Origin of the sequence: Actinoplanes sp. KI2 (assembly GCF_025630775.1) — a bacterium.
Lineage (GTDB): Bacteria > Actinomycetota > Actinomycetes > Mycobacteriales > Micromonosporaceae > Actinoplanes.
The window spans coordinates 41,921-65,909 of the sequence record NZ_JAOSZE010000024.1 but is presented as its reverse complement, the minus strand read 5'-3'; the positions used below and the strand labels follow the sequence as shown (position 1 = coordinate 65,909).

Here is a 23,989-nt window from a genome sequence, read left to right as displayed (position 1 = left end):
TTGGTGCAGGCGGCATTTCCACCCCGGAATCGACCGCGATGGGCAGGCGTCGCCCCGGCCCCCGTTGACACGCTGAGGTTCCGGCCACCACCGGCCGGGCCGATGTGGACGGGAGGCACATATGGGTCAGCAGGAGCGGGGCGGAGTGAGCCGGCGCGGGCTGCTCGCAGGGGCGGGAGCGGGCGTCACCGCCGTCGCTGTTCCAAGCGCGGCCGCGGCGGCCCCGGACGGCGGGTTCGGGCCGGTGAGCGTGCGCCCCGGCGACCCGCGCTACGAGAATCTGGTGCGGGGCAACAACTTCCGCTTCGTCGGCCGCCCCGACGAGGTGCGGGTGGTCGGCTCGACCGAGCAGGTCGTCGCCGCCGTGTCGGATGCGGTGCGCACGCACCGAAGGGTCGCGGTGCGCAGCGGCGGGCACTGCTTCGAGAACTTCACCGCCGACCCGGGCGTACGCCTGCTGCTGGACATGTCCCCGATGGACGAGGTCGGCTACGACCCGGCCCGTCGCGCCTTCGTGGTCCAGCCCGGCGCCACCCTCGGCCGTGTCTACCGCACCCTGCAGAAGGGCTGGGGCGTCACGATCCCGGCCGGCGGCTGTCCCGAGGTGGGCGCGGGCGGTCACATCGCCGGCGGCGGGTACGGGCCGCTGTCCCGCCGCTACGGCTCGGTCGTCGACCATCTGTACGCGGTCGAGGTCGTCGTCGTGGACCGGCACGGCACCGCCCGGGCCGTGGTGGCCACCCGCGACGCCGGCGACCCGAACCGGGACCTGTGGTGGGCGCACACCGGCGGGGGCGGCGGCAACTTCGGCGTGGTGACCCGCTACTGGCTGCGCTCGCCGGGCGTCACCGGCGCCGACCCGGCCGCGCTGCTGCCGAGGGCGCCGGAACAGATGCTGGAGTGCCTGGTCGAGTGGGCGTGGGACGCGTCGATGACGGAGGCCGCCTTCACCCGGCTGTTGCACAACTTCGGCGCCTGGCACGAGCGGAACAGCGCGCCGGACTCGCCGTACGCAGGTCTGTATGGGATTTTGCTGCCCACGCACAAGAGTGCCCAGGGTTTCGCCATGGTGGTGCAGATCGACGCCGGCCTGCCGCGCGCGGACGCGATGGTGACCGAGTTCGTGGCCGCGGTGACGGCCGGGACGGGGCTGACGCCGGTGCTCGACGCCCGCCGCACGATGCCGTGGATGCACCTGATGACCTGGCCGGGCACCGGCGAGCCGGGCGACCAGTTCAACCGGCGGTACAAGATCAAGGCGGCGTACCTGCGGAAGGGCTACGGCGCCGGGCAGCTCTCGGCGATCTACCGAAACCTCACCGACGACAGCGGCACGGGCAACTGCGGCATGCTGCTGATCGGCTACGGCGGCCGGGTCCGCTCGGTGCCGGCCGGCGCCACCGCGGTCGCCCAGCGCGACGTGATCATGAAGGCGGTGTTCCAGAACATCTGGGTCGACGAGAGCCAGGACGCGGCGAGCCTGTCCTGGGTTCGCAACCTCTACCGGGACGTGTACGCGGCCACCGGCGGCGTGCCCGTGCCGGACGACGCGAACGACGGCTCCTACATCAACTATCCGGACGCCGACCTCGCCGACCCGGCCTGGAACACCTCGGGCGTGTCCTGGCAGACGCTCTACTACAAGGGCAACTACCCGAGGCTGCAGCAGGTCAAGGCCCGCTGGGATCCGCGCGACGTCTTCCGGCACGCCCTGTCGATCGAGCCCTCCGCCTGACCCGGAGCAGCACGGGCAGCGCGATCAGCAGTGCGCCGCCTCGCACCATGCCCGCGATCGGGTAGGCGGCGCGCACCCCCAGGTCGTGCGCGACGAAGCCGCCGGCCAGCGCGCCGAGCGGGGCCAGTCCCAGGCTCAGCATGCGGTAGACCGCGTTGACCCGGCCGAGCAGCCCGGCCGGCACGACGGTCTGCCGCAGGCTGACCGTGGCGACGCTCCACATCGATGCGAAGAAGCTGATGATCAAAAGCAGGACCATGATTGCGTACGGGTGGAGCACGGCCCCGGCCGCCAGGTATGCCGGGATCGGCCCCGCGAGGGCGACCAGCACCGTCGGCAGCGTCCCGAGGCGGGCGGCGACCCGGTGGCCGGCCAGCCCGCCCGCCACGCCGCCGACCGCGCTCGCGGCCGGCAGCAGCCCGAAGGCCCGGGCGCCGAGGTGCAGTTCCCGCGTCGCGAGCAGCACGAGGGTCACGTTGGCGAGCTGGAAGCAGAACAGGTTCACCGCGAGCAGGGCGGCCAGCGTACGCAGCAAAGGATGCCGGCCCAGCCAGCGCAGACCTTCGACGACGGCTCGGCCCAGCGGGGCGCCCGGCGCCGCCGGTGCGCCGCGCGGCAGCCCGGCCAGCAGCGCGGCGGACCCGGCGAACGAGAGCGCGTCCAGCCCGAACGGCAGCGCGGCGGCCACCGCGAACAGCAGGCTGCCGACCGGCGGACCGGCGAACGTGCGCGCCGTGGTGGTGGCCGCGAACTGCCGCCCGTTCGCGCGGTGCAGGTCCGCCGCGGGCACCAGGCCGGGCAGGATCGCCAGGGCGGCGTTGCCGAAGACCACCTCGCCGGCGCCCAGCACGAACGCGGCGACGGCCAGCAGCGGGATGCTCGCCGCGCCGAGAGCGACCGCGACCGCGAGCAGGCCGGCCGCGACCGCCTGCGCCGCCTGCGCCCGCCACATCAGAGCGGCCCGGTCGTGCCGGTCGACCAGCGCCCCGGCCGGCAGCGACAGCAGCACCCACGGCACCGTGGTGGCCGCGGAGACCAGCCCGACCAGCCGCGGGTCGCGGGTCAGCGCCACGGCGAGCAGCGGGACGGCCGCCGCGGCCGCGCCGTCGCCGACGTTGTCCACGATCGCGGCCGCTTGCAGACGCCGATAAGCGGCGGGAAGTCGGGTCACGGCGGCAAGCCTCAGGCCCGGGGACGCCCGTGGACACCATTTAGGACGGCACTACATACTCGGCTCGTGGCTCTGATGGTCGACCTCGATGTCACCGAGCTGGCCGGCACCCGGTTCGCGGTGTCGCCGCTCGCCGAGACCATCGCCGGCCTGCAACTGCTCGGCGGGCAGGGCGCGACCGAGCCCCACCTGCGCTGGCTGCGCTGGGCGAGAGCCGAGGCGGCCACGCTGAGCCTGCCTGCGGCCTGGCCGCTGCTGGTCAACGACCGGCCGACGTGGCCCGAGTTCCTGCTGCCGGCCCCGGACGGCTTCGCCACCACCATCGACGACGACCTCGCCGCGCTGCGCCGCACCTCCGCCCGGCAGGTCCGCGCCGGCCTGACCCGGGTCTTCGGCGACGACCCGCCCCCGGCAGCGGCCGGACTGGCGGCGCGCCCGGCGGCCGGTCTGCGGGCGATCACGGCCGAGTTGCGGACCGCGTACGACCGGCTGATCGCCCCGCACTGGCCGAGGATCCGCGCCCTGCTCGACGCCGACGTGGCCCATCGGGCCGCCCAGCTGGCCGCGGGCGGCGCCGACCGGCTCTTCGCCGGCCTGCACCCGGACCTGCGCTGGCGCGACGGCCGCCTCACCCTCGCCGGCCGCCCGGCCGACCGGGTGATCCGCCCGGCCCCCGGCGGTCTGGTGCTGATGCCGTGCGCGCTCGGCCCCGCATATGTGCGGATCCGCGCCTCGACCTCGACCCGCACCACGGTCCGCTACCAGGCACGCGGCGTCGGCGCCCTGTGGACGGCCGGCGCCCGGCCGCCGGGCCGCGCCCTCGTGCGGCTGCTCGGCCGGGCCCGCGCCGACCTCCTGGAGGCGCTGCGTTCCCCGGCCACCGGCGCCGACCTGGCCCGCTCGCTCGGCGTCACGCCCAGCGCGGTCGCGCAGCACCTGCGGATCCTGCGGGAGACCGGCCTGGTCGCCCGCGTGCGCAGCGGCCGGCGGGTGCTCTACCTGACCACCGCCCTCGGCCAAGCCCTGCTGGACGGTCCGGAATGTGGGACTACTCCCGAGTAGTCACGCTGCGTAGAGCGCACAGCGACATTCCGTCAGGAAAACCCCTGTAAGCGGATCGTGCCGCGGCCGAATGCATGGCAACCGCCGAAGCCGGCGGGTGAACCGATCGAGGGGGACGATCCGATGTCTGTACGGCCACGCCGGAGTCTGCGGCAATCGACCATCACCAAGGCCGCTATCGGCACGCTTGTCCTGTTCACCGGGTTGCTCGTGCTCTGCGTGTCGCTGGTCAGTACGGCGATCAAGGCGGAGAAGACCGCGTTCGAGCGCCAGGCCGCGTTCAAGGCGCTCGGCATGCAGTTGCAGGCCGCCTCCGACTACCTCACCAACGAGGGCCGCCTGTACGCGGCTACCGGCGACCGGCAGCATCTCACCAACTACTGGAACGAGATCACGGTCACCAAGACCCGGGACAAGGTGCTCGCTCAGCTCAAGGAGCTCGGTGCCACCGCCGACGAGCTCGCCCTCATCGACGAGGCCAAGGCCAAGTCGGACGCCCTGGTCAAGACCGAGTCCCGCTCGCAGCGCCTGATCCTGGAGGCCGTCGGGACGTCCGAGGCCGAGATGCCGTCGGACATCGCCGGTTTCGCGCTCTCCGGCTCGGACGAGGCGCTGAGCCCGTTCCGCAAGCGCGAGGTCGCCCGGACGATCATGTTCGACGACACCTACGCCGCCGACAAGGCGGTGATCAGCGCGCCGATCGAGAAGTTCCAGAAGCAGCTCACCGACCGATCGGCGCAGGCCGTGGCGGACGCCACCGACCAGACGGGCACCTCGATCGCGCTGCTGATCGCGCTGGCCGTCGCCTTGCCGCTGGCCATCGGCGCGGTGCTCTTCCTGCTTCAGGTGAAGGTCGGCCGGGTCATCGTCCGGTACACCGACGCGCTGCACGCCCGGGACGCCGACGACCTGACGTTCCGGCTCGTCCCGGCCGGCACCCGGGAACTGTCCACGCTGGCCGAGACGCTCAACGAGGAGCTGGAGAGCAAACTCGCGCTGGTGCGCGCGGTGGCCGGCAGCGTCGACGCGGTGGCGTCCGCGTCCCAGGAGCTGTCCGAGTCCGGTGAGCTGGTGGCCGGCAACGCTGACCAGGCCAGCGAGCAGGTCGGCGTGGTGAACGCCGCGGCCGACGAGGTCGCCGGTCACGTGCAGAGCGTCGCCGCGGCGTCCGAGCAGATGGGCATGTCGATCCGCGAGATCGCCGAGAACGCCAACGACGCCGCGCAGGTCGCCACCACCGCCGTCCAGCTGGCCGAGTCGACCAACCAGACCGTTCTCAAGCTCGGCGAGTCGTCGCTGGAGATCGGCAACGTGATCAAGGTGATCACCGCGATCGCGGAGCAGACCAACCTGCTGGCCCTGAACGCCACCATCGAGGCGGCCCGCGCGGGTGACGCCGGCAAGGGCTTCGCCGTGGTCGCCAGCGAGGTCAAGGACCTGGCCCAGGAGACCGCCCGGGCCACCGAGGACATCTCCCGCCGGGTCACCGCGATCCAGGACGACAGCAAGGGCGCGGTCGACGCGATCGCGGAGATCACCCACGTCATCGACAAGATCAACGAGTACCAGACGATCATCGCTAGCGCGGTCGAGGAGCAGACCGCGACCACCAACGAGATCAACCGCAGCGTGTCGCAGGCCGCCACCGGATCGGGGCAGATCGCCGCCAACCTCGCCGGGGTGTCCGAGGCCGCCCTGGGCGTCGCGGAGGGCATCGGCGAGGCCAAGCGCGCGACCGCCGAGCTGGCCCGGATGGGTGCCGAGCTGCAGTCGTCCATCGGCCACTACCACTACTGACGCCTCGCCGGTCGCGGAGCCGGGACCGATCCGGTCCCGGCAACTGCGCCAAAGTCGGTACGCGACCCGAGTCACGCCCCTAGGCTGGGCCGCGGCGCCCGAATCACCCGCCGATCCTCGGGGGACAGCATGACCAAGGTACTGATCGCCGTCTCGGAATGGGGCTACTGGGGCGAGGAGCTGATCGGCCCGCTCGAGGCGTGCGAGAAGGCCGGGTTCGAGGTCGAGTTCCTCACCGCCACCGGCGCCCGGCCGACGCCCCAGGCGGCGAGCATGGCGTCCGACTACGTCGAACCGGCACAGGGCAAGACGGTGACCACGCGGACCATGGCGAAGAAGACAACCGACCTGGCCGCCTCGCGTCGTCTCGACAAGCCCCGCAACCTGACCGGCTGGGTGCCGGCCCGGCCGTACCCGAGCTCGCCGACCTACCTGCGCGACCTGGAGGCCTACTACGAGGCGGTCGAGCGGGTCGTCACCCGGGACCTGCCCGGCTACGACGCGCTCTGCGTCGTGGGCGGCACCGGCGCGACGGTCGACCTGGCCAACAACCAGCGCCTGCACGAGCTGATCCTCGGCTTCATCCGGCTGGACAAGCCGGTCGCCGCCCTCGGCTACGGCGTCGCCGCGCTGGCCTTCGCCCGCGACCCGCAGCGCCGCACCAGCATCATCCGCGGCAAGCGGGTCACCGGCCACCCGTTCCTCTACGACCTGCTCGACGGCACCGAGTTCGCGGGGCCGCACGCGATGGACGGCTCGACCACCGGCTTCGGCGACGGACACATCAACTTCGGCCCGCCGTTCTACCCGCTGGAGTTCGTCCTGCGCGACGCGGTCGGCCCGGAGGGTGAGTTCATCGGGAACTTCGGGCGCCCCGAGTCGGTGGTCGTCGACTTCCCGTTCATCACCGCCCGCTCCACGGAGTCCTCGGCCGGCTGCGGCCGGGCCATCGTCACCGTCCTCAAGGACGGCCGGCGCCGCCTCGGCTGGTGATCCCCACCGCCCAGCCGGCCGTGCGTCAGCGGCCGACCGTGAGGTAGCGGGCGGCCACCGCGGCCGGCTGCTCGGCGATCCGGCCCTCCTGCAGGTCCCAGGCCAGCCGGACGTACTGGGCGTGCGTCCAGGCCAGGGGAGTGGCCGAGGTGGTGGGCGTGCCCGGCGCGGTCGCCGGCGGGTACTGGTCCCACACCTGCTCGGGCAGCATGTCCCCGGGGCCGGCGGCGCGGGTCATCGTCGCCAGTTGCCCGGCGGCGCCCGCGCGGGAGCCCGCGGCGAGCAGGTACTCGCCGCGTTCGCCGTTGAGCAGCGGCCACGCCCGGCCGCGGGTGATCAGCGAGCCGTCGGGCAGGCCGTAGTCCCACGGGCTGCCGTCGGCCTTCTCGCCGTAGCCGTCGAACGAGGCCCGGTGCCAGAAGAAGCCGTTCGGCGTGGACACTCCCAGCCGCGCATCCACCACCGACACGGTGGTGCGCACGTCCGGGTCATCGGCGGGCAGCACGCCGAGGCGCACCAGCTCCAGGAAGCTCGGGTCGACCACCGCCCGCTGGTCCACGGCGGCCGGTCCGCTGTCGCCGATCGAGTAGGTGGTGCCCGCGTCCGGGTTGCCGTCCTTGGTGAGACGCAGGAAATACGGCTTCGACGAGTACGGGCCGGTGCTGGTCACCGTCCACCGCTTGAGGTTCGCCCGCCACCGGTCGGCGACGGCCAGGTAGTGCGAACCGTCGGCGCCGTTCGACGAGGCCATCGAGGCGGCGCAGACCAGCCCGGCGATCTCGGCGGCGATGGTGGCGGGGGACCAGCCGGACTGGTTCTCCCAGCGCTCCTGCGGCGTCCACGGCGCCGCGTGGCCGTCCTGCTGGAAGCTCACCAGGAAGTCGGCGGCCCGCCGCACGTGCTCCCAGGTGACCGCGTCGGTGCGGCCCAGCTGGTAGGCGAGCACGATCGGCAGCGCGACCTCGTCCAGCTGCAGGCCGCCCCAGACCGGCGTGCCGTCGACCCGCGAGTTCTGCGGGAACGAGCCGTCCGGTTTCTGCTGCCTGCCGAGGAGGAAGTCCAGCGCCCGGGAGGCGCCGGCCCGGTCGCCGGCCGCCAGCAACGCCGTGGCGATCTGATAGAGGTCGCGCGACCACACCAGGTGGTACGGGCCGGACGGGTCGTCGCGGCCGAAGGCCCACGGCGACGCGGGGGCCGCCACGTAGGCGCCCGGGTGGCTCTTGTCCTCACTGGCCGCGAGCACCATCGTGGACACCCGGTACAGGGCCGGATCGGGCACGGACGGCGGTGGCGGGCGCAGACCGGCGAGGTAGCGGTTCCAGCCGTACGCGAAATCCCTCGAAACCTGGCGGAAGCCGCGCCGCAGGGAGGAGGCCGCCGCGGAGATCGCGGAGCCGGGGGCCGGGCCGAAGCCGAGCGCGAGGGTCGTCCGGGGTGCGAGCGCGGCGGTCTGCACGAGGCTGCCGGGCCCGGCCGACGAGTAGCGCCAGTCCATCCGGCCGTCCGCGAGCAGGTCGGTGAGTCCGTCGCTGACGCCGGCGAAGCCACTGGACGCGGCCTTGATCGGGGGAGAGGCGGCGAGCGCGCCGGCCACGCCGTCGTCGGTGGCGATCAAAACCTTTCCGGCCGTACGCCCGGAGTCGTGCCCGCGGGAGTTGCCCAGCGCCGGATCGTAGACGGCGTACAGGTCGAACCCGCTCCCGTCGAGGGACAGGTCGGCGAGGACGGTGTCCCGGGACGGATCGGTGACGTAGGAGGCCGTCAGCCGCCAACCCGTGCCGGTGAAGGTCTGCCGGTATCGCAGGCTGTGCGAGTCCACCAAGGCGGTCGCGGCCCCCGAGGCGAGCCAGGCGTGGCCGTGCCGGTCGGCGACGACGAACCGTAGGGCACGGGCGCTCGGCGCGTCGATCGTCGGGTAGAAGATCTCGCCGAGACCGCCGTCGCGCTGCACGGTGGCCCAGACCCTGCTGGTCGCCGAGTGCGAGGTGACCAGGCCGGCCTTGTCCGCCGGCAGATACTGCTGATCGACGCCGGGCGCGCCCGGTGCGACCAGCGACCCGGCGGTGAGGAGCACGGCGAGAAGTCTCATGCGCCGGGTATACCCGCGGATTCGGTGGACAAGCGGCGCGCGGCGGGTAAAGGCTGGGCGAGGCATTTTCGTACCGCAGAGAGGCGATGACGACATGCAGTACCGGCAGCTCGGCCGCACCGGCCTGCGAGTATCCACGTTCACCCTGGGCACCATGGGATTCGGCGGGACGGGCTGGGCCACCCCGGTGGGCACGATCGACGTCGACGGGGCGCGGGAGGAGATCGCGATCGCCCGGGAGGCGGGCGTCAACCTGATCGACACCGCCGACGTCTACTCGGCCGGGCTCTCCGAGGAGATCATCGGGCAGGCGCTGGGCCGCACCCGCGAGGAGTGGCTGATCGCGACCAAGGTGCGGATGCCGATGGGCGACGGCGACAACGACGCCGGCCTGTCCCGGCACCACGTCATCCGTGGCGCCGAGGCCAGCCTGCGCCGGCTCGGCACCGACTACATCGACCTCTACCAGGTGCACGAGTGGGACGGGCACACCCCGCTCGAGGAGACCCTGACCGCGCTGGACGACCTGGTCCGCAGCGGCAAGGTCCGGTACGTGGGCTGCTCCAACTACGCCGCCTGGCAGATGATGAAGGCGCTCGGGATCTCGGACGCCCGGCACCTGGAGCGGTTCGCCAGCAACCAGCTGTACTACTCGCTGCAGGCCCGCGACATCGAGACCGAGATCGTGCCGGCCTGCCTCGACCAGGGCGTCGGCATCCTGGTGTGGAGCCCGATCGCCGGTGGGCTGCTGTCCGGCAAGTACCGCCGCGGCGTCCAGGCTCCGGCCGGCAGCCGGCATCTGAGCGACTGGGACGAGCCGCCGGTGCACGACGAGGACAAGCTGTACGACACCATCGAGGTGGCCGTGAAGATCGGCGAGTCGCACGGGGTGTCGGCGGCGCGGGTGTCTCTCGCGTACATCGCGCAGAAGCCGGGCATCACCTCGGTGATCGTCGGCGCGCGCACGCCGGAGCAGTTGCGCGACAATCTCGCCGCGGCTGACCTGGAACTGACCCCCGACGAGATCGCCGCCCTGGACGACGTGAGCGGGGAGCCGTTGCGCTACCCGTTCTGGCACCAGGCCAAGACCTCGTCAGATCGACTGAGCCCCGCGGATCTGTCGCAAATTTCCCGACACCTGTAGCAAAAGACCGCCGCCCCGGGGTCTGGGTCCCGGGGCGGCGGCCTTCGTTGCTGGGTCAGGCGAGGACTGACGAGACCTCGACCGAAGGGAGGCCCAGCGCTTCGCCGACCGACGCGTTCGTCAGCCGGCCGGCGTGGATGTTGAGACCCGGGGCAAGAGCCGGGTCACGCTTGAGCGCTTCCCGCCAGCCGAGGTCGGCCAGCTTCAGCGCGTACGGGAGGGTGGCGTTGGTCAGCGCGTACGTGGAGGTGTTCGGCACCGCGCCGGGCATGTTCGCGACGCAGTAGAACACCGAGTCGTGCACCCGGTAGATCGGGTCCTGGTGGGTGGTCGCGTGCGAGTCCTCGAAGCAGCCGCCCTGGTCGATGGCGATGTCGACCAGCACCGAGCCGGCCTTCATCCGCTTGACCAGGTCGTTGGAGACCAGGGTCGGCGCCTTCGCGCCCGGCACCAGCACCGCGCCGATCACCATGTCGGCCTCCAGCGCCGACTGCTCGATCGCGTACGCGCTGGACACCAGCGTCTTGACCCGGCCGCCGAACTGGGCGTCGATCTGCCGCAGCCGGTTGATGTTCAGGTCGAGCACGGTCACGTCGGCGCCCATGCCGAGCGCGATCGTCGCCGCGTTCACGCCGGAGACGCCGCCGCCGATGACGGTCACCTTCGCCGGGCTGACGCCCGGAACCCCGCCGGGGAGCACGCCGCGACCGCCGGAGTTGCGCATCAGCGAGTACGCGCCGACCTGCGGGGCGAGGCGGCCCGCGACCTCGCTCATCGGGGCCAGCAGCGGGAGGGAGCCGTCGGCGAGCTGGACCGTCTCGTACGCGATCGCGGTGGTCCCGCTCTTGAGCAGCGCGTCGGTGCCGGCGGCGTCGGCGGCGAGGTGGAGGTAGGTGAACAGGACCTGGCCCTCGCGCAGCCGGTGGTACTCGACCGCGATCGGCTCCTTGACCTTGAGCAGCAGGTCGGCCTGCGCCCACACGCTGTCGGCGTCCGGGACGATCCGGGCGCCCGCGGTGGCGTAGTCGTCGTCGGTGATCGCCGAGCCGGCGCCGGCGCCGGCCTGGACGAGCACCTGGTGCCCCCGGCGGACGAACTCGGCCACGCCGGCCGGGGTGATGGCCACCCGGTACTCGTGGTTCTTGACCTCGGTAGGCACCCCGACGATCATTCTTGGCTCCCCTTCAGGACATCGTTGTCGTTCCGCTAGAGTGAAACGATGTGCAGGATGAGCGCAATGGGGCCGCAGGAGATTCTACGCAGCCTCTTTGAGCCGAAGATGATGCGGATCTGCTCCCGATGATGCCGGACTCGCCGAAGGATCTTCGAGGCCTTGATCACATCGACCTGGAGCTGCTGGCGCTGCTCGAGGTCGACGGCCGCATGCCGAACAATGCGCTCGCCGAGCGGGTCGGCGTCGCCCCCTCGACCTGTCTCACCCGCATCCGCCGGCTGCGCGAGCTCGGCGCGATCCGGGGCTTCCACGCCGACGTCGACCCGGCCTGGATCGGCCGCCCGATCCAGGCCATGATCGCGGTGCGGATCCGCTCGGACGCCCGCGACGCGATCGGCAAGTTCGCCGAGTCGCTGGCCGGCATCCCGGCCGTGCGCGACGTCTACTTCGTCTCCGGCTCGTACGACTTCCTGCTGCACGTGGCCACCGCGGACGTCGCGGACCTGCGCTCGATCATCACCGAGCGGCTCAGCGGCACGCACCTGGTCGCCGGGACCGAGACCCATCTGATCTTCGAGCACCGGCGCGGCAGCTGACCGCGCGGCCGCGCAGGCCGGCGACCGGCAGCTCGTCGGTGACCGCGCCGATCCCGATCGCCGGCGTGCCCCGGCCGCACGGTCAATGCGGCGAGCCGAAACCGAGCCGGCCGTCGGCCAGGACGGATCCGGTCTGGTGGTCCTCCACCCGGATGTGCAGGATGCCGTCCAGGTCGTAGGTGTAGGTGATGTCCAGCCGGGCATCGGCCTTGGGCCGGCGGCCGGGCAGCGGGATCGTCCAGGTAGCGAGGACCACGTTGTCCTCGTGGTCGAGCGGCCGGGCCGGGTCGCCCTCGATCACCTGGAGGATCACCTCCTCCTGGAAGTCGGTGGTCGGCCAGGCCGGCTCGGTGTTGCTGGCCGGATACTTGGTGTTCCGGCCGATGATCTCGCCGAAGATCATGTTTCCGGCAGTCGGATCCCGGCCGACCAGGCCCAGTGCGTGCTCGGTGCCGACGAAGAAGCTGAGATCGCTGATCTCGCCGCGCAGGATGCCGGCCGCGACGGCCGCCCCCTCGGCGACCGCGGTCATCGGGTCCACCGTGTCGTCCGGCTCGATGCCGACCACGCCGGCCACGAACCGCCGCACCGCCGGGATCCGCGAGCTGCCGCCGACCATCACCAGGTGGTCGATCGGGCCGGGGCTCTCCCGCAGGCAGGTCTCCAGGGGGCCGCGGGTGCGTTCGATCAGGGGCCGGATCGCCGCCTCGAGCTGGCCGCGCGGGATCGCGGCGTACTGGCCGTTCGGCAACGCCACCTCGGCCTCGGCCGACTCCGACAGCTGGATCTTGGCGAGCTCGAGCCGGGTGCGGAACTGGTCCCGCTCGGCGGCCGTCCAGTCGGCGGCACCGGGCAGCACGCGCCGGAGCCGGGCCAGGAAGGCCGCGTCCAGGTCGAGACCGCCGAGTCGCTGCACGCCCTTCGACGACTGCTCGATGAACGTGCCCTCGACCGCCTGCAGGACCGTGACGTCGAGCGTGCCGCCGCCCCAGTCGAACACCAGGATCCGCTGGTCCGAGCCGATCCGGCGGGCGTGTGCCATGGCCGCCGCGGTCGGCTCGTTGACCAGCGCGAGCACGTCGATGCCGGCCTGCGCGGCGGCCTGCCTCGTGCGGAGCCGGGCACGGCCACGGCTGTTCGACGGGATCGTCACCACCGCCTGGTCGAGCGGCGCCCCGGCTCGCTCCCGCATCTGGCCGAAGAAGAGCGCGGCCACCTCCACGACGGGCATCCGCCGTCCGTCCACCTCGACCACGTCCTCGGTGGCGAACAGCCGCTTGACCGCCTCGACCCGGCCCTCGGCGCGCAGCTTCATCGGCCACCCGAAGGAGGGCACGCCGTCCGGAAAGCCGACCACCGAGGGCAGCACGCGGTTGAAGCCGTGGTGTGCCCATGCGGCGGGCAGCCGCTTCTCCAAGGCGACGGTCTCCACGCCGCCGTCCGTGGTGCGGGCGAGAACGCAGTTGGTGGTGCCGAAGTCGATGCCGTACGAGCCGGGCAAGGCAGGCCTCCGTCAGGGTGCGGGCGGTGAGATGCCGGCGGAACGCTCGGCGAGCCTGCGGCGCAGGGCTTCGCGGGCCGCATCGACGCGCAGCCGGGCCAGGGCGGCGGCGACCGCGGCCTCGTCGTACGGTCCGGGCTCGGGTGGCGGGGCGAAGACGCCGGGCTCGTCGGTGCCGGGGCCGGCCGGCAGGCGGTAGCAGCCCAGCTCGGCGGCGGGCTGCGGCGGGCCGCTGTCGATGCGTTGCAGGGCCCAGGTCAGATCGGTCTGGTAGGCCCGGGCCTCGACCGGATCGGCGGGCAGCGACCTGACCCGGCGGGCGAACGCGGCGTTGGCCTCGGCGCGCCCGGCGCCGAACGGGATTCCCAGGATCAGGTACGGGTTCCGGTCTTCCATGTCAGAACGCCTTCCGGGCGAAGTAGGACAGCGCCGACCGGGCCTGGTCCTGGAACTCCCGCACCTGCCGGAGGAGGCCGGGATCGACCGAGAGCCCGTCGGCCAGCCGCAAGATCCGCTCGGACCGTTGCACGTGCGCCCGCGTGTCCTTGACCAGGCGTTGCCGGGCGGCCATGTTCGGCCTGTTCTCCTCCCACGTCGGTGCGGCGTTGCGTTCCAGCGCCTGCCACTGGTCGATCATCTTGTTGAAGGTGTCGATGGACGACGTGGTCACCTCGACGATCGCGATGCGGACCTGGGTGGTGAGCAGGGCCGTGAGTGACGCGTCCAGCTCGCCGATCCGCCGCCAGTACTCCTCGACCGCCCGGGTGAGCGCGACGTCGCCCGGCAGGGGTTTCTGCATGCGGGGCGACCAGCTCACGGCCAGGATCTGCCGCACCCCGGTGAGCAGCCGGAGGCGGATGCGATCGGCGACGCCGAGCACGCCGGCCCGGCTCAGCTCCTCGACCGCGAACAGCGGGTCGACCCCGGCGGGCGGTCCCAGCAGGACAGTCGTCAGCCACCGGAGTTCCGCCTGCGCCCAGGCCGGCCGGTTCGGCCGCGGCCAGATCATGCCCAGCGCCGCCGCGACCTCGGTGAGCGCGGCGGTGGACGGCTTCTCCTCGTAGCCGGCGCGGCCCTGCAGGTAGCGGTCGTCGAGTCGTCGCCCGCGCAGCCGGGCGCCCGCCAGCCATTCCCGGTCGTGGCGGATGGCCAGCGCGAGCAACCGGTGGTGCAGCTCGTCGTCGAGCTGGAGATCCAGCGCCGCTCGGATCATCGCCGTCAGCGTCGCCGGCGCCTGCCCGCTCCGCTCGCCGAAGGTGACCGCCTCCCGCACGGCCGCCCGGCGCAACCCGTCGTCGTCGGCCACCTGCATGACCTGCGCCAGATGCGGCAGGGCCGCCGCCGCGTCCCGCGACGACGCGATGAGCGCCGCGTTGACCGCGAGGCCGGCCGCCGGCCGGGCACTCGCCAGCGCGCGCAGCGCGTCGTCGATCCGGCCGAGGTGCCAGAACGCGTACGCGGCGACGTTGCACGCCTCGGCCCGCAGGCGCGGGTCGTCGGCCTCGGCCGTCACCCGATCGGCGATCGTCAGGGCCTGCTGCCAGTCGCCGGCGCGCAGCGCCGGGTAGGCCTCGCACAGGTCCAGCCACCGCGCGAACCGTGGGTGCCGCCCGGCCACCCCCTCGGCCGGGTAGAGCTTGCCGAGCACCGCGTTGCGCCACAGCCGCGGCCAGGTCGTCGGGTCGGCGGCGACCTCGTCCGGCACCGACCGCCGCCCGGCGAACCCGATCGTCAGCGCGTCGGACAGCCGTACCACGGCCCGCGCCGCCGGCCGCAGGTCCTCCTCCCGCAGCCGTCCGGCAGTCACGTAGTCGTGCAGCGCACGGTAATGCCGCACGTCCGGCCCGTCGCCCAGCCGGTCCAGGACCGCCCGGTCCCCGGCGAGGTAGGCGCGGCGGGCCGCCTCGGCGGTGAAACCCGCCGCCGCCATCTCGTCCGGCCCGGCGAGGCCGAGGCGGCAGCGCAGCCGGGCGGCCGCCGGCTCGGGGAGCGTGTCCGGCACCCTCGTCAGGAGACCGGCCACGGCCAGCCGGTCCAGCAACGCGGCCGGAAGCAGCCGCAGCAGCTCGTCCGGTACGCCCTCCGCCTCCCCGGTGATCGCCTGCTGATAGGCGGCGAGCGCCCGGGCCCGTGGGCCGTCCCCCAGACCCGGGCCCACGTATCGCCGGGCCACGCCGACGCAGTCCGGTGCCGCGCCGTCGAGGACGGCCAGCATCGCGGCCGCGTCGGCCGACCCGGTTCGGAACGGCGTCAGCACGGCCACCGCGGCCGGCCGGCACTCCCGGGCCGCGAGCAAGTCGGCGAACCGGCTCAGCAGCAGAGTGACCCGGGCCGCGTACCCGGTCTCCGGGAGCTTCGCCAATTGTTCGAGCGCCGCCGGCAGGTCACCCGCGGTCATCGCCGCGTGTGCCCGGTACCAGGCGATCTCGTGCTCGGACAGGTCGAGTTCCGCGGGCAGCGGCTGGCCCTGCGCAATCAGCTCGATCGCCGCGGCCCGCCGGACCCCCAGCGGCGCGCCGGTCAGCCGGTGGGCCGACCGGCGGCGTAGCAGGCCGACCCGGCCGGTGGGCACCGGGTCCGAGGCCGGCGGGTCGAGGGGCGTGCCGCAGGCGGTGCAGGCGCCGTCCGTGCTGGAGGCGTCGCCGCAGGCCCGGCACCAGATGTCAGTCATGGGCGCCCAGCCGATGCCAGCCGTCCGGGCGGAACACCCAGTCGCCGATGACCATCCCGTCGACCAGGCGGTCGCCGTCGCCCGGCGGGGCGGGTACGGGCCGGGGCGCGCGGCGTGCCGGGGCCGGCCCGTCGTCGCGGCCGGGGCCGCGGCGCAGCGCCTCGTGCCACTCGCGCATGGTGGGCCGTTCGGCGGGATCCTCGGAGAGCGACGCGAGCAGCAGGTCGGCCGCCCGGCCGCCGCGCATCCGGCGCAGCACCGGTGCCGCCCTCGCCGGGTCCCGGTTCACCGCCCGCCCGATGCCGTAGTCGAGGATGCGCACGCAGAGCAGGGCAAACTTGTAGACGTCGGTGGCCTTGCTCTGTGCCGTCAGCACGGCCGCGCCGCCCGGAGCCCGGGTCCGGCGGGCGGCCAGCACCTCCGGCGGCTCCCAGCGGGGCGTGTGCGGCTGGCTGCCGAACGGGGAGGTGCTGCCGATCAGCCGGGAGCTGTCCACGTCGTACACCATCACGCCGGGACGGTCGGGGTTCGGGTCGTAGACCAGGTTGCGGCCCGAGATGTCGCCGACCGCCACGTCCGCGAAGTGCATCAGGGCGAACGCGTACGCGATGCGGGCGACCAGCTCCACCCGGACCTCCTGCGGCACCGGCGCGATCCCGATCCGCCGCATCGTCTCGACGTCGCCGAACAGCATCTGTGCCTCGCGGGGCTCGGAGGTCACCTCGCCGGAGCGTCGCGTGATCCGCTGGAAGAACCGTTCGGGGATCAGCGGCATGACGATGCCGGTCGCGGCGCCGGACTGGTCCACGACCAGCCGTACCGGCCAGGCCACTCGCTGGTCCCACCGGGACCGCTGCTGGGGGTCCAGCCGGTCGCGGACCGCGACCATCGCCCGAAGACCCGGTGACAGGCCCGGCCCGGCCAGTTCGCGGATCTTGGGCGTGTACTCCTTGTAGGCCAGGCCCTGCGGCGAGTCCACGCCGAGGGTGTCGGCCCGCAGGCGCGGCAGACCGTAGACGACGGCCGTACCGCCCCGGCCGATGAACTCGAGGTCGCCGAGGGTGCGGCGGAGGAGGACCAGCCCGTCCGTCACGGCTCGGCCACCCAGATCGTCACGGCGGTCCGGTCGTCGTTGAACGACCTGCGGTAGAACCCCACGTGCCCGGCGTAGGCGAGCAGGTCCGGCGGCCGCCGCCACATCGTCGCGAGGAAGCGGCCGACCACCCCACCGCCCGAGCCCAGCGGGTCGCCCAGGCCGTCGGTGATCACGACCAGTGCCTGGCCGGGCCGCAGCATGCGGGCCTGCGGCTGCACCCGCACCGGGCCGGGCAGCGACCTGACCGCGGTCGAGGCGATCTCGGCGCCGTCGTTCTTCACCGCGGCCAGCGGTGTCCAGTCGTCACCGTCGAGCAGCAGGGCGGTCGAGTCGCCGGCCACCACCGCCACCACGGCCGGGTGCCCGCCGTCCGCGACCGGCTGCGCCGCCACCGCGAACAGCACCGCGGTGGACGACATGACCGTGCGGGCGCTCGCGTCGTCCCAGCTGTTCTCGAGCTCGACCAGCCCGGCCTGGTCGCCCGAGCGACCCAGCCCGTCGCGCACCGCCGCCATGGCGGCGTCCCGGATCGACGCGTTGGCCGCCCGCACGATGTCCTGCCAGGGAAGGGCCTCGGCCGCTGCCGCCCAGGCCGCCCCTGACTCCGCCGCCCGTGCCGCGCCTGGCCCCGCCGCCTCCGGCTCCGCCGCCAGGTCGATGAGGCCGCGCGCCAGCCGTACGGTCGTCTCCTGACACACCAGGTCGGCGGCCTCGTGCGACAGCTTGCCCGCGGAGACGCCGTCCGCCACGCAGCCGACCAGCCACCGCCGATCCGGCGTGGGCCGCACCAGGTAGGCGTCCTGGCGGGGCACACCGACCTCCTGGTGGGCCAGTCCGCGCTGGCTGGTCGCGCGGTAGGCCAGACCGCCCAGCCGGCCACCGTCCACGATCGTGTCGGGGCGGGTGCCGGCCCGGCCCGCGGCGGGCACCGGGGTGACCTCGGGCTGCCGGCCCGCGTCCTCGACCACCCACCGCCCGTTGGCGTGCTGGAACCAGCCCGGCGCCGCCAGCTCCGGGGCGGTGGTCGAGGTAGCCTCAGATCCAGTCATCGAGGTCCTCGTCGTCCGGCGGGACGAACCCGCCGCTCTCGCCGGCCTCGCTCACCGACGAGGCGGACGCCACGATGCTGCCCAGCAGCGCCTCGGCCGCCTTCGCGATCGCGGTCTTCGGGTCGGCGCCCGCCCCGGCCACGTAGCTGCGCATCGCCCTCTTGCCGGCCTTCGGGAACACCCAGGGGTCCAGCGCCTCCTTGGTGGCGGCGCCGACGCCGAACATCAGGATGTTCGGCCGCGCCTTGAACTCCGGGTCGGTCAGCTCCTCGTACGCCGCCTTGAGCTCGTTGTCGTCGTCGGTCGGCTCACCATCGGTGATCATGAAGACGGCCGGCCGGTAGACCCGGAAGCCGTCGATGCGCAGCTGCGCCAGGTCGCGTTCGATCTCCTTGCGCAGCAGCCGGAACGCCGCGGCGTACGAGGTGCGCCCGCGGACGGTGAACTTCGGCAGCATCGGCACGTTCCGCAGGTCGCCGAGGCGGAGCACTACCTGGGCGTCGTCGGAGAAGTCCATGGCGCCGAACCGGACGATGTCGGCAAGCATCGGACTGCCGTCGATCGCGTCGGCGACCTTCGGCAGGATCTCGTTGGCACTGTGGATCGCGCCGCTGTACTCCATGGACTGCGAGACGTCGACTACGACGTAGAACGCGAGCACCAGCGTGCGGTTGTCCTCGGTGGCGCGGCTGTCGTCGGCCATCGTGCTCCCTCCTCGATCACGGACCTGGACCCGGCTGAGACGAGGCACCAGGATGGGGACGTGCCGAGCGCCGACGAGCCGATCCGGGCCCTGCGACGGCTGCTGCGCCTCGACCCGGCCGTCGCCGGCGAACCGCGGCGTCTCGGCCGCGGCCTGCTCGACCTGCTGCCCCACGACGACCGGGCGGTGCGCCTGCTGACCGTGGCGGCCGAGCTCGGCGTGCCCGCGATGGTCGGCGACGGGCAGCTCGCGGACGCCCGGCGGGTGCTGGCCGACCGCGCCGGCCTGCACCCGGAAGCCGCCGCCTGGGTGGTCGACGTCTGGCACGCGGCGGTCGCCCACGACCCGGTCGACGTCGGGCGCGCGGCGGTCGCCGACGACCCGGTCGACGCCGGGCGGGCGGCGGTCGCCGACGAGCCGGTCGGCGGCTTCGGCCCGGTCCGGCTCGCCGCCTGGCCGGACGGCACCCTGCTGGTGGTCACCCGGGACGCGCGCGGCGTCTTCGCCGCCGCGGTCGGCCGGTCCGGCCCGTCGCCGTGGCGCCTGCTCGCCTCCGCGAGCGGCGCCGGCGGCCTCGCCGTCTCCGCCGAGGGCGACCGCATCGTGGTGGCCTGGGCCCAGCCCGAGGCCCTGTACGCCGTCGAGGTCCGCCACCGCGGCGGCGTGCTCGCCGCGGACCCGCCCGAGCCGGTCACCGGGGCTCGCGCCGGGCTCACCCCGGACAAGCCACTCGCGATCCTCGCGGTCGACGAGACGCTCCACCACATGATGTGGCCGGTGGGCGACGGCCGGCTGTGCCTCGGCACCTGGCGCGCCTGGCCGTCCGACGATCCCGACGCGGAGCTGCCGCCGGCCGGGGCGGCGGTGACGGCGCTGGACACCGGCCGCCTGTCGCCCGACGCGGTGCTGCTGGTGGCGGCCACCGAGCGCGGCCGTGTGCTGACCGCCCGCTGGGACGTGCCGGCCGAGCACGTCGCACCCTGGCGGGTGGTCACGATGCCGGAGGCGGCAGCCGTCGCCGCCGCGGGTTCCCGGGTGTTCGCCGCGACCGTGCACGGCGAGATCGTCGACGACGCCGGCGAGGTTCTCGCGACGGTGAGCGGGGAGCGGCTGGTCGCGGCGACGGCCGCCGGCGACACGGCCTGGCTGGCGACGGTGGTGGCGGACACGATGACCCTCAGCAGACCGGGGTCCGGTGCGGACTGGTCACTGCGGGCCCCCTGACGACAGCCATGGACTGGTCACTGCGGGCCCCCTGACGACAGCCACGCATCCCTCGTGGCCGCGACGATCGAGCCGGCCACCGTCCCGGCGCTGCCGAGGCGCATCGGGTGCAGGGTCGCGCCCAGCCCGGCGAACGCCAGCCGGTCCTCCGCCGCCGGGGCGCTCACGTGCAGGTCACCGGCGAGCGGGAGGCGCGCCTCGAGGACCTGCTCGTCGCGGTCGGTGCCGAGCCCGTGGGCCAGCACCATGGTGACCGGCCGTCCCGGCTCGATCCCGTCGGAGCGCAGCTGGCGCAGGTCGTGTTCGACGGCGGCGGCCACCGCGCGCAGCCCGGCGGCGAGCGAGCTGAGCCCGCCGGGCGGCATCCGCGGGATCATCGTGAGGTCGCCCGCGCCGATCAGCGTCACCTGAATGCGGGCGTCGTCGCCGTAGCCGGCCAGGCAGAACCGGGCGCCCCGGTCCTCCGCGAGATGGACGAGGTGCGGCAGCGCGAGGTGCACGCCCTCGTGGAAGTCGTCGCGGACGGTGGACCCCGAGGTGTCGGCCAGCACGTACATCAATCCGCCCATCAACCGGCGACCTGCCGGAGGCTCTCGATGCCCTCCACCACGGCGGTGAGCGCGCCGGCACCCGTGCCGAGCGTGGTCAGCAGCTCCCGGATCCGCCCCGGCCGCGGCTGACGGCTCGCCAGCTCGGCCCGCAACTCGGCGAGCGCCGCCTCGATCTGCCGGATGGCGTCCGCATTGGCCTGCACGGTCCGGGACAGGTCGGCGACCGCGGCGTTGTTGACGATCATCTGCCCGCCATCGCCCTGGATCAGGTTTGCCGCCTCGACCTTTCTGATCTTGAACTCGCTCACGGCGTCTCCTCGTCGTCCGGTTCGGCGTCCCTGCCGGCGTCGTCCCCGTCCTCGCCGCCCATCGCGAGACCGTCGAAGAACTTGTTGTGGTCGCCCAGCATGATGTTGCGACCCTTGATGTCCCGGATGTTGATCGTCTGCCGGAAGATCTGGGTCTGCTGCCGCTCCAGCTCGGACGTGTCGATCCCGTGATCGCCGACGTACTGGACGACGACCTTGAGGACCTGCTTCCGGATCGACTTGACCGCCCTCTCCTCGTCCTCATAGGCGAACAGCCGGTCGCGGTGCCGCGCCGCCACCGCGGCCCGGATGCCACCCGAGGCGCCGTAGTTGAAGACGGCCGACTTGCGGATGTCGCGGCGCTGCAACGCCGGGCGCCGGGCCAGGTACCAGCGCCAGCGGGCCGACATGAGCAACGTTTGCGGCGCGTTCCGCAGCGACTGCCAGGCGATCGGCCCGGTCCACCGGGCCACGTGCAGGACCCGCCCGGCCGGCGACACCGGCAGCTTTTCCGCCGCGGCGACGACCGGGTGCAAGGGCAGCAAGACGTACGCGTAGAACTCCACGTAGAGGTCGGTGCCGTACTCGACCGCGCGGACGAAGACGGTCACCACGAGCTCGCCGGCCCAGGCGGGTTTCTCGATGCAGAGGTACGTGCGGGCGGTCTCGGTCGCGTGCTGGATCGCCCGGCGGATCTCGCTGCGGGCGACGGCCGGGGACGGCGGCTTCTCCCGGTCGGGAAGCAGGCCGTCCACCGCATCGGTGCGCACACCGTCCACGAACAGCCGGTTGTTCACCCGGATACCGTCGATCCCGGCCTTGCGGACGGTCACCGACAGCGTCTTCTGCAGCTCCTCGGCGCTCACCGGAAGCAGCGGACGCGGCCGTCCCTTGTCGTCCTTCGCGGCCCTCGTGGTGTCGATCTGGACGTTCCACCGGGTGAGGAGCTCGCCCGCACCGACGAACGGGATGCCGCCGCCGAAGACCACGACGTTCGCCTTCGCGTACGCGTCGAGCCTCTGCTCGGCCGCGTCGGCCAGCCGGGGAACCCCGTCGCGCGGTTCGGCTCCGCCGGTGGCACCGGCGAAGACCAGCCGGCTCGCCCGGGTCCGGGTGGCGTAGACGTGCCAGCCGATCAGCGCGAGGTAGACCAGCGTGCCACCGGCGAGTATCGCCAGGCACTCCAGGAGATGGCCGGCGGAGAACCCGCCGAGGCCGAGGATCAGCGCCGCGCCGACGACCGCCGGCAGCACGTCGAGCAACGCCAGCAGGATCACCAGCCGGCGGTGCCGGCGGGCGGCCACCGTGTGGCGGGCCAGCGCGACCACGTCGACGCCGTGGGTCGGTGGGACCGCGCGCAGGCCGGGCCGGATCAACCTGGAGTAGACGTAGCGGCCGAACGCGGGCGAGAGCCAGGTGTACGAGCACAGCAGACGGTCGACCTGGGACACCTGCGGCACAGCCGCGGTGGCCGGTGTCGGTGGCGCGGTGCTCACTCCCATGGCGGATCCCCGATCTCCGTACGGGCGGGCGAGGCCGATGGCTGATTCAATCGCCAGGCATCCAGCCTTGTAAAGACTTGACCGTACGAACGGTGATCACTCGGTGACGGACCGCAGGTCGATCTCGTCGCGCGCCGCCGATGCACGTATTTCCATCGCTCGTCGTCTTTGGCTAGGCTCGCCACCCTCTGAGGAACTTATGTGGGGGGTGTCCTTGAAGAGAACAGTTCGCGTGTTCGCGCCGCTGGTCACGATCGCTCTGGTGCTGTGGGGCGGGGCGGAGGCGCAGGCCGCGCCGGCGTCCGTGCCCGCCGATCTGAAGCTGGTCCAGTCGCGACAGTCGCTGCTCGGCACGCACACCTGGTATCAACAGACCTATCAAGGAATCCCGGTCGTCGGCGGCTACTACGCCACGCACCGGGTCGGCGGGAAACTGACCGTCGACGACGGCCGGAAGGCGGTCACCGGGCTGAGCGGCACGTCCGCCGGGCTGACCGCGCAGCGGGCCCGGTCGGCGGTGGCCGGCCGGCTCGGCAAGCAGCCGGCCAGCGCTCAGCTGGTGATCGTGCCCGGGTCGCCGGCCCGGCTCGCCTGGAAGACCCTGACCACCACCGGGCGCGGCACCTACCAGACGCTGGTCGACGCCGGCAGCGGCACGGTGCTGCAGGAGAAGAACACCGTACGGGAGGCCGACGTCGGGGTGGGCCGCGTCTTCGACCCGAACCCGGTCGTGGCGCTGCAGAACGAGTCGCTGACCGACAACGACAACGCGGACGGGCCGCAGTTCGCCCGCGCCTACCGGACCGTCCTGCTGACCCAGCTCAACCGGGGCACGTCCACGCTGCAGGGCGCGTACGCGAACAACATCAGCGAGAACCCGGTGACCTCGAAGCACCGGGTGTTCCTGTTCAACCGGTCGCAGGACGGGTTCGAGCAGGTGATGGCGTACTACAGCATCACCGACGCACAGCAGTACCTCCACCGGCTCGGGTTCCGGCACGTCAACAGCGAGCCGCAGGACTACAGCACCACCGGGCTCACCGACGACAACTCGTTCTACGACCCGAGCGTGGACGCGATCACGTTCGGCACCGGCGGCGTCGACGACGCCGAGGACAACGAGGTGATCTGGCACGAGTACGGGCACGCCATCCAGGACGACCAGGTGCCCGGCTTCGGCGAGTCGGAGGAGGCCGGGGCGATCGGCGAGGGCTTCGGCGACTACTGGGCGGTCACCATGTCCCAGGCGACCAGCCGGGACACCAAGGTCACCCCGTGGGCGTGCGTGATGGACTGGGACTCCACCTCGTACACCGACGACACGCCGCACTGCCTGCGGCGCACCGACGGGCCCAAGGTCTACCCGGGCGACCTGGACGGCGAGGTGCACGACGACGGCGAGATCTGGTCGCACGCGCTGTGGGACATCAACCGGTCCCTCGGCCGGACGACCGCGAACCGGATCGTCCTCGAGTCGCAGTTCTTCTTCAACCCGTTGATCACCATGCCGGCGGCGGCGGAGAAGACCGTGGCCACCGCGCAGGCGCTGTACGGCCCGCACGCGGCCGCGAAGGTTCGTAAGGCCTTCCGCGACCGCGGCATTCTGTCCTAGGAATCACCCGG

20 protein-coding genes are annotated in these 23,989 nt (G+C 73.1%); 8 read left to right on the top strand and 12 right to left on the bottom strand.

What is annotated here, in order from left to right; all coding sequences use genetic code 11:
* Positions 1-121 precede the first annotated feature (121 nt).
* Positions 122-1,735 (top strand): FAD-dependent oxidoreductase, encoded by a 1,614-nt coding sequence (locus tag ODJ79_RS25100; RefSeq protein WP_263026020.1) that lies wholly within the window; start codon positions 122-124, stop codon positions 1,733-1,735.
* Here the strand turns inward: ODJ79_RS25100 and ODJ79_RS25095 are convergent.
* A complete protein-coding gene (locus tag ODJ79_RS25095) occupies positions 1,671-2,906 on the bottom strand; it encodes an MFS transporter (RefSeq protein ID WP_263026019.1) in 1,236 nt (411 codons plus the stop codon). The genes ODJ79_RS25100 and ODJ79_RS25095 overlap by 65 nt on opposite strands.
* Positions 2,907-2,981: 75 nt before the next feature.
* Between ODJ79_RS25095 and ODJ79_RS25090 the strand changes: the two genes are divergently transcribed.
* The 3 genes from ODJ79_RS25090 to ODJ79_RS25080 all read left to right on the top strand — a co-directional run bounded on the left by ODJ79_RS25090 (position 2,982) and on the right by ODJ79_RS25080 (position 6,758).
* Positions 2,982-3,968, top strand: a complete 987-nt coding sequence (locus ODJ79_RS25090) for a winged helix-turn-helix domain-containing protein (protein ID WP_263026115.1) — start codon at positions 2,982-2,984, stop codon at positions 3,966-3,968.
* Between the two features lie 123 nt (positions 3,969-4,091).
* On the top strand, positions 4,092-5,765 hold the full coding sequence (locus ODJ79_RS25085) for a methyl-accepting chemotaxis protein (protein ID WP_263026018.1): 1,674 nt from the start codon (positions 4,092-4,094) through the stop codon (positions 5,763-5,765).
* 129 nt (positions 5,766-5,894) lie between these two features.
* Positions 5,895-6,758, top strand: coding sequence for a type 1 glutamine amidotransferase domain-containing protein (locus tag ODJ79_RS25080; protein ID WP_263026017.1), 864 nt, complete (start codon positions 5,895-5,897; stop codon positions 6,756-6,758).
* Positions 6,759-6,783: 25 nt separating this feature from the next.
* Here ODJ79_RS25080 and ODJ79_RS25075 read toward each other — a convergent pair whose 3' ends face one another.
* Positions 6,784-8,847, bottom strand: a complete 2,064-nt coding sequence (locus tag ODJ79_RS25075; protein WP_263026016.1) for a glycoside hydrolase family 15 protein — start codon at positions 8,845-8,847, stop codon at positions 6,784-6,786.
* A 94-nt stretch (positions 8,848-8,941) separates the two neighbouring features.
* Between ODJ79_RS25075 and ODJ79_RS25070 the strand changes: the two genes are divergently transcribed.
* Positions 8,942-9,991, top strand: a complete 1,050-nt coding sequence (locus tag ODJ79_RS25070; RefSeq protein ID WP_263026015.1) for an aldo/keto reductase — start codon at positions 8,942-8,944, stop codon at positions 9,989-9,991.
* A 55-nt stretch (positions 9,992-10,046) separates the two neighbouring features.
* Here ODJ79_RS25070 and ald read toward each other — a convergent pair whose 3' ends face one another.
* Entirely contained in the window at positions 10,047-11,162 is a 1,116-nt protein-coding gene (gene ald / locus ODJ79_RS25065) for an alanine dehydrogenase (RefSeq protein WP_263026014.1), read from the bottom strand.
* Between the two features lie 131 nt (positions 11,163-11,293).
* Here ald and ODJ79_RS25060 point away from each other — a divergent pair, with 131 nt between their 5' ends.
* A complete protein-coding gene (locus ODJ79_RS25060) occupies positions 11,294-11,761 on the top strand; it encodes an Lrp/AsnC family transcriptional regulator (protein ID WP_263026013.1) in 468 nt (155 codons plus the stop codon).
* An 82-nt stretch (positions 11,762-11,843) separates the two neighbouring features.
* Here ODJ79_RS25060 and ODJ79_RS25055 read toward each other — a convergent pair whose 3' ends face one another.
* Genes ODJ79_RS25055 through ODJ79_RS25030 form a run of 6 tightly spaced genes read right to left on the bottom strand, consistent with a single transcriptional unit; the run spans position 11,844 to position 18,781 of the window.
* A complete protein-coding gene (locus ODJ79_RS25055) occupies positions 11,844-13,262 on the bottom strand; it encodes an Hsp70 family protein (RefSeq protein ID WP_263026012.1) in 1,419 nt (472 codons plus the stop codon).
* Between the two features lie 12 nt (positions 13,263-13,274).
* The gene (locus tag ODJ79_RS25050) at positions 13,275-13,658 is read right to left on the bottom strand and encodes a hypothetical protein (protein WP_263026011.1); all 384 of its coding nucleotides are present in this window, start codon (positions 13,656-13,658) and stop codon (positions 13,275-13,277) included.
* 1 nt (position 13,659) lies between these two features.
* On the bottom strand, positions 13,660-15,933 hold the full coding sequence (locus ODJ79_RS25045; RefSeq protein ID WP_263026010.1) for a hypothetical protein: 2,274 nt from the start codon (positions 15,931-15,933) through the stop codon (positions 13,660-13,662).
* Complete coding sequence (locus ODJ79_RS25040; protein WP_263026009.1) at positions 15,926-17,026, bottom strand: hypothetical protein; 1,101 nt, start codon at positions 17,024-17,026, stop codon at positions 15,926-15,928. Before ODJ79_RS25040 ends, ODJ79_RS25045 begins: the two co-directional genes overlap by 8 nt.
* Positions 17,023-18,078 (bottom strand): protein phosphatase 2C domain-containing protein, encoded by a 1,056-nt coding sequence (locus ODJ79_RS25035; protein WP_263026008.1) that lies wholly within the window; start codon positions 18,076-18,078, stop codon positions 17,023-17,025. Before ODJ79_RS25035 ends, ODJ79_RS25040 begins: the two co-directional genes overlap by 4 nt.
* Positions 18,065-18,781 carry a vWA domain-containing protein gene (locus tag ODJ79_RS25030; protein WP_263026007.1) on the bottom strand — a complete coding sequence of 239 codons (717 nt, stop codon included), beginning with the start codon at positions 18,779-18,781 and terminating at the stop codon, positions 18,065-18,067. The genes ODJ79_RS25035 and ODJ79_RS25030 overlap by 14 nt, the downstream gene beginning before the upstream one ends.
* 60 nt (positions 18,782-18,841) lie before the next feature.
* On the opposite strand from ODJ79_RS25030, the gene ODJ79_RS25025 reads away from it, so the two are divergent.
* Positions 18,842-20,005 carry a hypothetical protein gene (locus ODJ79_RS25025; protein WP_263026006.1) on the top strand — a complete coding sequence of 388 codons (1,164 nt, stop codon included), beginning with the start codon at positions 18,842-18,844 and terminating at the stop codon, positions 20,003-20,005.
* Positions 20,006-20,022: 17 nt separating this feature from the next.
* Here the strand turns inward: ODJ79_RS25025 and ODJ79_RS25020 are convergent, their stop codons facing one another.
* The 3 genes from ODJ79_RS25020 to ODJ79_RS25010 are packed head-to-tail and all read right to left on the bottom strand — an operon-like array spanning position 20,023 to position 22,366.
* Positions 20,023-20,574, bottom strand: coding sequence for a hypothetical protein (locus tag ODJ79_RS25020; RefSeq protein ID WP_263026005.1), 552 nt, complete (start codon positions 20,572-20,574; stop codon positions 20,023-20,025).
* Positions 20,574-20,864 (bottom strand): hypothetical protein, encoded by a 291-nt coding sequence (locus ODJ79_RS25015; protein WP_263026004.1) that lies wholly within the window; start codon positions 20,862-20,864, stop codon positions 20,574-20,576. The genes ODJ79_RS25020 and ODJ79_RS25015 overlap by 1 nt, the downstream gene beginning before the upstream one ends.
* Positions 20,861-22,366 (bottom strand): hypothetical protein, encoded by a 1,506-nt coding sequence (locus ODJ79_RS25010; protein WP_263026003.1) that lies wholly within the window; start codon positions 22,364-22,366, stop codon positions 20,861-20,863. The genes ODJ79_RS25015 and ODJ79_RS25010 overlap by 4 nt, the downstream gene beginning before the upstream one ends.
* Before the next feature lie 214 nt (positions 22,367-22,580).
* Between ODJ79_RS25010 and ODJ79_RS25005 the strand changes: the two genes are divergently transcribed.
* Positions 22,581-23,978: a M36 family metallopeptidase gene (locus ODJ79_RS25005; RefSeq protein ID WP_263026002.1), complete on the top strand. Its 1,398-nt coding sequence runs from the start codon at positions 22,581-22,583 to the stop codon at positions 23,976-23,978.
* Positions 23,979-23,989: the final 11 nt, after the last annotated feature.